At 60.8% G+C, this 7,059-nt stretch carries 4 protein-coding genes and 1 tRNA gene; 1 reads left to right on the top strand and 4 read right to left on the bottom strand.

Going from position 1 to position 7,059, the window contains the following annotated elements; all coding sequences use genetic code 11:
• The first annotated feature begins 2,630 nt into the window (after positions 1-2,630).
• Positions 2,631-4,292, top strand: a complete 1,662-nt coding sequence (locus EAV90_RS21785; protein WP_129144642.1) for a recombinase family protein — start codon at positions 2,631-2,633, stop codon at positions 4,290-4,292.
• Here the strand turns inward: EAV90_RS21785 and EAV90_RS21780 are convergent.
• The 4 genes from EAV90_RS21780 to mnmA all read right to left on the bottom strand — a co-directional run bounded on the left by EAV90_RS21780 (position 4,249) and on the right by mnmA (position 6,977).
• Positions 4,249-4,325: transfer RNA gene (locus EAV90_RS21780), tRNA-Met, on the bottom strand. The two genes, EAV90_RS21785 and EAV90_RS21780, sit on opposite strands and share 44 nt — an antisense overlap.
• Before the next feature lie 218 nt (positions 4,326-4,543).
• Positions 4,544-4,900, bottom strand: a complete 357-nt coding sequence (locus tag EAV90_RS21775; RefSeq protein ID WP_122405536.1) for a hypothetical protein — start codon at positions 4,898-4,900, stop codon at positions 4,544-4,546.
• A 46-nt stretch (positions 4,901-4,946) separates the two neighbouring features.
• Positions 4,947-5,585, bottom strand: a complete 639-nt coding sequence (locus EAV90_RS21770) for a class I SAM-dependent methyltransferase (RefSeq protein ID WP_122405537.1) — start codon at positions 5,583-5,585, stop codon at positions 4,947-4,949.
• A 210-nt stretch (positions 5,586-5,795) separates the two neighbouring features.
• Positions 5,796-6,977 (bottom strand): tRNA 2-thiouridine(34) synthase MnmA, encoded by a 1,182-nt coding sequence (gene mnmA, locus EAV90_RS21765; protein WP_122405538.1) that lies wholly within the window; start codon positions 6,975-6,977, stop codon positions 5,796-5,798.
• Positions 6,978-7,059: the final 82 nt, after the last annotated feature.

Here is a 7,059-nt window from a genome sequence, read left to right as displayed (position 1 = left end):
CGGGCTCGCAGCCCTTGCAACTGTTCGGGTTCAGGAAGACACCGGAGCTGTCCCTTGCTCTTTAGCAGGCTCTGTCGCCTTTGGGCGCAACGGGCTCAGTTCCGGCAACGGGCGGTTCTGATCCAACTGCCCGTTGCCACATTCTGGCAGATTTCGGGGACACAAGGGCGCAAGCCGACGTAACTCGTCGAGATCAGAGCCGCTGTCCATTGGGTGAAAGAGGCGATCTCGGGGCTCTCGGTATCGTTGGGCAGCGCCTCAATTCATGATGACATTGGCCAAAGAACGTGTCGGCCCACTTATGCAGCAGATCGCGATAGTTACGCACCGCAGCGTAACTGGCTGCCAGCCGTCAGCGTCTCGAGGTTCTGGCTGACAGGAATCGACGAGCAGGAATCGGTTACGGCTCACCGGTTAGTGTTTTGAAGTATTCCGAGCCCGGAAGGTCTAGAACTAGAGAGAAGGCAGCGCGGGCCGGCTCTGCGCGCTGTTCAAAGCGGCTGTAACTACCGGCTCCGTGCTGCCAGCGAAGTTAAATGAGGACGTGACTCGGCGCTCGTCGAAGAGGCCCTTGGAAAGCACTGTCCCTATCACGTGCGCCACTAACTCCGCTCGCCAGCGTCACGGCACTGCAACGCTGCCACCTCGCACCCTTGGGCGGCTGCCCCAGGGCGCTCTGCCTTTTACCGTCGAGAGGTCCCGCAAGCCACCTGTCAGACTTAGTCGGTTGCGCTGGTTTACGAAGGAGAAGCTGGAGTGAAAACGACTCGTTGTGCCGACCAACCTGCTCCGATAGGAGGCCGGATCTGATTCGCGACTTCCGCATCATTAGAGGGCACGTGAAAGCCACCCGCCTTCTTTCAGGAAATATCAAAATGTCAGAACCTGAAGGCGTTTCGCAAAATTCGCTATCTGCGCCCTCCATTTGAGACAAAATTCGGCACAAAATCGTACCGCACCGTATACTTATTGCGGTTGCGCGAATCGCCAATGAGAGTCTGTGTAAATATCTCTTCGAAACCGGGGTGCTTCGGAAAAGGAATGACGGCCCGATCATTGTCGCAATCAAACTGCGCCTTTCCAACTCACCAAAACTAGCTTTCACCACATCTATGCCAAGTACCATGGTCGTCCTATCAAGCTGGAAAGCTGCATGCTCACATATCGCTGCCTCTAAGCGGCGGGGCCTGTAGGAATAATGGGCAATCTGGATTGTAGAGTGAAGTCCCGCAAGGCACCTGTCAGATTCATAGCCTCACACGACCTTAGCCCTCATGAGTTGTCGCACCAACATGCGCGTTTACTCCGCCAATCCCGGGAAGTTGAACTTCCCCGCTGCTCCGGTGGGTGCCCGGATGGATTGCTGATTACGGTTTCTCCTCAGCCTAGATTGCCCGCGGTGCTTCTCACCTCAGATAAGCAAGTGATGGGTTCTGGATCTGGCGCTGAGGGTCGATCGTATATCGGTCGTTCAACGCGCACCACGGCTGCCGTGAGCGATACCGCTACGTTGTAAACCGTCGAGAACAGGGCGACAGTCGAGCCGTCCTCCGCGGTGGCGGACGTATTGAGACGCATCAGAGCTCATCGGCACGAGCAGTGCAAACGGAAGTAGGAATGGTCTCATCAAAGTCCCTTAAAAACGAGTTTGGTACGGTCGCCGCTTTTGGCCGTCAGAGAGAGGCATGTAAAGCAAAGGAGGACATCAATTTATCGGACCTTCGGGCCTCATCCTGCGGCTCGCCATTCCCGTCTCTCGTCGGTGCATCTTTCTCTCATGGGACAAGGGCCGCGAAAGGCATCGATTTCGTCAAAGATCGGTAGCTATGGTGCGCTTCGCTTGTTCGAACGCTGTTTCATCGAGAAAGTTATCTGTTGGCGAAAGGCCCACGAGGTAACTTCGTCAAACTTGAAGGTTGTCTCTCGACGTCGGTGACGATTGTGTCGAGCGCGTGGGCGTTACCGTGTGCCGTCGGTCCCTAGACCAAGATGCCGTTCGTAAGCTGTAACTGCAGGGAACAATATAGTTCCCGACGCGCTTGGCTCATCAGGTACGGCGAGATTGTCAGATAAGGCAAGAAACTTCGGGTGCCACGCACGCGGTCGATCGTTGCAAGAGCCGCAAAGTCCATTTCCGCTCGCCTGGATAGACCTGCCTAGGGACATTTGAGCCATCCACCACCTCCTCGCCTACGGTCTAGCTACAGGTCCAATCAGAGCGAACTGGTGGCGAAATCGATAGCTGGAACAGAGCCCCGTGACGGAGCCCGGAGTTTCCACCCTCGTATTCGCTAGATTGAGACGATAGGCCCCTCCGAGGAGTATCAATTAGGCGCAATCAAAGCCGTTCGCTCCTCTCTTTTTCTTCGCTTAAGCATCCGATTGCACGACAAGCTCATAGCGGCCGTTGCACTTAGTTATCATCCGAGCAGGATGCTCGAGATGATCGGTCCCCACCACCTCTTATCGACTGGCGCCCGCGCAGGTGCGTGCACCTCGTTGAGCCGCGCGATGGCCTAGAGGCTCGATCGTGCGGGAAACTGATCGCAAATTTTTCTTGCAGACGAATCCAGACAAGGCGATCTTACGTCTCGCGCGAGTACTTGCTCGTGTGGCCGCGAGGGAAGATCATGAAAGAGAGCTCGCCAATCGAAGAGACGACAAGGAAAAGAGCGACGATCTATGCTCGATTCTCAACCGATCTGCAGAACGAGCGATCGATTGAGGATCAGCTTTCACTTTGTCAAAGCTATGCCGAGCGCGAAGGTTTAACTGTTGTCAGTACCCATGAAGATCGGGCTCGTTCAGGCGGGTCCATAATGGGCCGCGAAGGCCTTCTTCGGATGTTGGACCAGGCGCGAGAGAGATCCTTCGACGTGGTAATCGTCGAAGCGCTCGATCGCCTCTCTCGCGATATGGAAGATCTCGCTGGCATTCATAAGCGGCTGTCATTTCTCGGGATCGAGATCCGGGCGGTCCACGAGGGAGTCGTTAACACCGTGCTGGTCGGCCTTCGCGGTTTGGTCGGACAACTCTATCGTGAGGACAATGCGCACAAAGTGCGTCGCGGCCAAGCGGGGCGGGTCAAGCAAGGTTTGGCTGGCGGCGGCCTGACATACGGGTACGCGGCGGTCACTGGAAGAAGCGGCGAACGAGTGGTTGTCGAGGCCGAGGCACAAGTGATCCGGCGCATATTTCAGGAATACGTGGATGGTCGAACGCCTCGCGAGATCGCACACGATCTCAACAAGGAAAGGGTATCACCTCCGCGAGGGCGCGCATGGAATGCTTCAACTATCAATGGCAACGTTGAGCGTGGCGCCGGAATTCTGCAGAACGAGCTTTATGTAGGACGCCTCGTCTGGAACAAGGTCAGGATGGTGAAAGATCCCGACTCGGGAAAGCGCCTGTCACGACCGAATCCGAAGAGTGACTGGCAGGTTGCTGAAGTGCCGCATCTTGCGATTGTCAATCCAGAACTATTCACTGCTGCCCAACAACGCAAAGGGGAGCGCAGCCACGGCCACCCCAGCCATCAACGTCGGGCCCGGCGGATGTTATCTGGCTTACTCCGTTGCGGTTCATGCGGCTCGGGTATGGCAACGAATGGGCGCGACAAATCGGGGCGCGTGCGTATTCGCTGCTCGGCATCCACAGAGAGCGGCACATGTCCTGATGGCAAGACTTTCTATTTGGACACAGTCGAGAGTGCGGTTCTCAGTGGGTTAAAGGCCGAACTGCGCGCGCCCAAGGTTATTTCGGAATACGTACGCACGTATCTTGAGGAGCGGAAGCGCCTCGCGGCTTCATCAAATGCAAAACGGCACCGCCTTGAGCAGCAGCTTGGGGAACTAAACCGGGAAATCGAACGACTGGTGGATGCGATCGCAAAAGGACATGGCGATCCATCCGTTCTCGGGCCGCGATCGACGGCCTTAGATGCCCAACGAAAGCGGATATCTGAGGAGTTGCAGAGTGAACCGCTCGCCCCGAAGGAAGTCGCGCTGCATCCGGCCATCCTCAAACGATACGAGGAGCAGCTCGGCCGGCTTGAAGAAGCGCTAGCAAAAGGTGCTAGTGCGGGCGACGGAGAGGCCGCCGAAGCCATCAGAGACCTGGTCGACACAGTCACTGTGTTCCGCGATACAGCCCGGCCAGGTGGTGTAGCCGTGGAGATAGCAGGCCGGCTAAATGCCCTGCTCGGGGAAAAGGCCTATCCCAACCAGGTCAAAGGAGTGTGGGGAAAGGTGGTAGCGGGGGAGGGACTCGAACCCCCGACCCCAGGATTATGATTCCCGTGCTCTAACCAGCTGAGCTACCCCGCCACAGGGATCGCGGCGGCGAATAAGGCCGATCTCGCGAACGCGCGGCATATAAGGAAGGGGGCGGCGGGCTGTCAAGCAAAGTAGCCGGCGAGGCCGGCTGATTTAGCGATCGAATTCGCTTGTTTCAGGCTTCAGACTCGCGCTGAGTCCCCTCACCCGAAATCTGTGCAGGATTTCGGCCTCTCCCCGCGCGCGGGGAGAGGCAAAGGACGAGACCCCTATTTCGGTCTCACATTGGGGTCGCCACCGGGGCTGCCGGGGGGCGGGATCACCGGGGTATTGGCGCCGGTGTCGGGGGCCGGGGCGTGCATCTCGGGGTCGATGCCGGAGGGCGGGCAAAGCACGCCCTCCGATTTGGCCAGCTTGTCTCCGAGCGGTTCCCGGGACTGGCCGGTGGTGGTGCCGTCGGACTGGCGATTCGGACGGTCCTGCGGGGTGCAACCCGTCGCATGTTGCGGGGATGGCGGCGCGGTCTGTTGCTGCGGCGTCGCCGGGGCGGGCGGGGCCTGCGCGATCGCAGCGCCTGAAGCGGCGATCAGGAGGCCGACCAGAATGATGTTTGATGTCGTGCGCATGAGAGAAAAACGCGCGCGGTGGGCGGGCTGTTCCGCTCCCAGAACATTACGATTTGCGGTAGCGGATCAGCGAGAAGTGGCCCATCGGCGGCATGGGGCGGCGCTCGGTGAGGGTGATGCCGCCGTGCTTGGCGGCCCAGCCCTCGAGGCGGGCCCACGGGAATTCCGGGCGCCAGCCGAGGCGGCGGGCAATGGGGGCAAAGGCGAGCTCGAACAATTTTCGAGGGCCGTCTTCGGCGCCGATGTGGTTGACGAGGATCAGCTCGCCGCCGCGCTTGAGCACGCGCACGAACTCGTCGAGCGTGCCTTCGGGATCGGGCACGGCGGTGATGACATATTGCGCGACCACCGCGTCGAAGGCGTTGTCGGGGAAGGCGAGGTTCTTCGCATCCATCACCGAGAGCACTTCGACATTGGAGAGGCGCAGCGCGCGCACGCGCGCCTGCGCCTTGCGCAGCATCGGCTCGGAGATGTCGACGCCGCAGATCTTCGTGGTGCGCGCGTAGTCCGATAGCGACAGCCCGGTGCCGACGCCGACGTCGAGGATGCGGCCGCCGATGCGGTCGGCTTCCGCAATGGTCGACTGCCGGCCGGCGTCGAACACCTTGCCGAACACGAGATCATAGACCGGTGCCCAGCGGCCATAGGCCCTCTCGACCCCGGCCCGCGAGATGTCTGCTGCCATGCCCCCTGCCCTTCTTTACCTCTCCCGGAGGGAGAGGTCGGATCGCATCGACGATGCGATCCGGGTGAGGGGTTGCGGTCTGAATGACAGCTGCGGCCCCTCACCCGGATTGCACGGGACGATGCTTCGCATCGCCAGGCGCAATCCGACCTCTCCCCGTCGGGGAGAGGTAAACCCAGCCCAATCAGTTGCGCTAGATTTCGTCATCCCTCAGCCGCGGACTGCTTCCACCAGTGGCCTCGCTGCATCGTTCGTGACCTTCGCCGCGGCGCTCTGGATAAAGCCGCCGCCGAGCACGCGGGCCTGGCCGCCAGGTGCGTCGTAGAACACGCAGGCCTGTCCCGGCGAGACGCCTTCCTCGCCGGCAACGAGCTCGACCTCGTAATGGCCATTGCCGCCGCGCAGCCACGCTGCCTGGGGGCTGCGGGTCGAGCGCACGCGTACGAACATTTCGAGGCCGCCGCCGATGGCGCGGTCGATGTCGCCGCCGCCGATCCAATTGACGTCGCGCAAGCTGATGCGGTGCATCTTCAGCGCATCGCGCGGGCCGACGACGACGCGGCGGTGCGCTGCATCCAGCCGCACCACGAACAACGGCGAGCCGGAGGCGATGCCAAGGCCGCGGCGCTGGCCGACGGTGAAATTGGCGATGCCGTGATGCTGACCGAGCACGCGTCCATCGAGATCGACGATGTCGCCGGGATCCATCGCATTCGGGCGCAGGCGCGTGATGATGTCGGTGTAACGGCCCGTCGGCACGAAGCAGATGTCCTGGCTGTCGTGCTTGTCGGCGACCGCGAGCCCAAAGCGTCGCGCGAGCTCGCGCGTCTCGGGCTTGGTCATGTCGCCGAGCGGAAAACGCAGGAAGTCGAGCTGCTCCTGCGTGGTCGCGAACAGGAAATAGCTCTGGTCGCGGTCGCTGTCTGCCGCGCAAACCAGCGCGCGCGAGCCGTCGCGCTGACGGCGCGAGGCGACGTAATGGCCGGTGGCGAGCGCCTGGGCGCCAAGCTCGCGCGCGGTCTTCAGGAGGTCGCGGAATTTGACGCTGCGGTTGCACTCGATGCAGGGCACCGGCGTCTCGCCAAGAGCATAGGAGTCGGCGAAATTGTCGATGACGGACTCGCGGAAGCGGTCCTCGTAATCGAGCACGTAATGGGGAATGCCGAGCTTGGCGGCGACGTCGCGGGCGTCGTGGATGTCCTGGCCGGCGCAGCAGGCGCCCTTGCGGTGGGTAGCCGCGCCATGGTCGTAAAGCTGCAGCGTTATGCCGACGACGTCGTAGCCCTCAGCCTTCAGCAGCGCAGCCGTCGTCGAGGAATCGACACCGCCCGACATGGCGACGACGACTCTTGTGTCCTCGGGACGGCCTTCGAGATCCAGACTATTGAGCATGGGCCCTAAAGCGTTGTGACGGCGGCGTAGCGCGATCCGCGATTGCTGTGCCTTCTCGCGGGACATCGGCAATCCCCCGGAA

Source organism: Bradyrhizobium vignae, assembly GCF_004114425.1.
GTDB lineage: Bacteria > Pseudomonadota > Alphaproteobacteria > Rhizobiales > Xanthobacteraceae > Bradyrhizobium > Bradyrhizobium vignae.
This window is presented reverse-complemented; position numbering and strand designations above follow the sequence as displayed.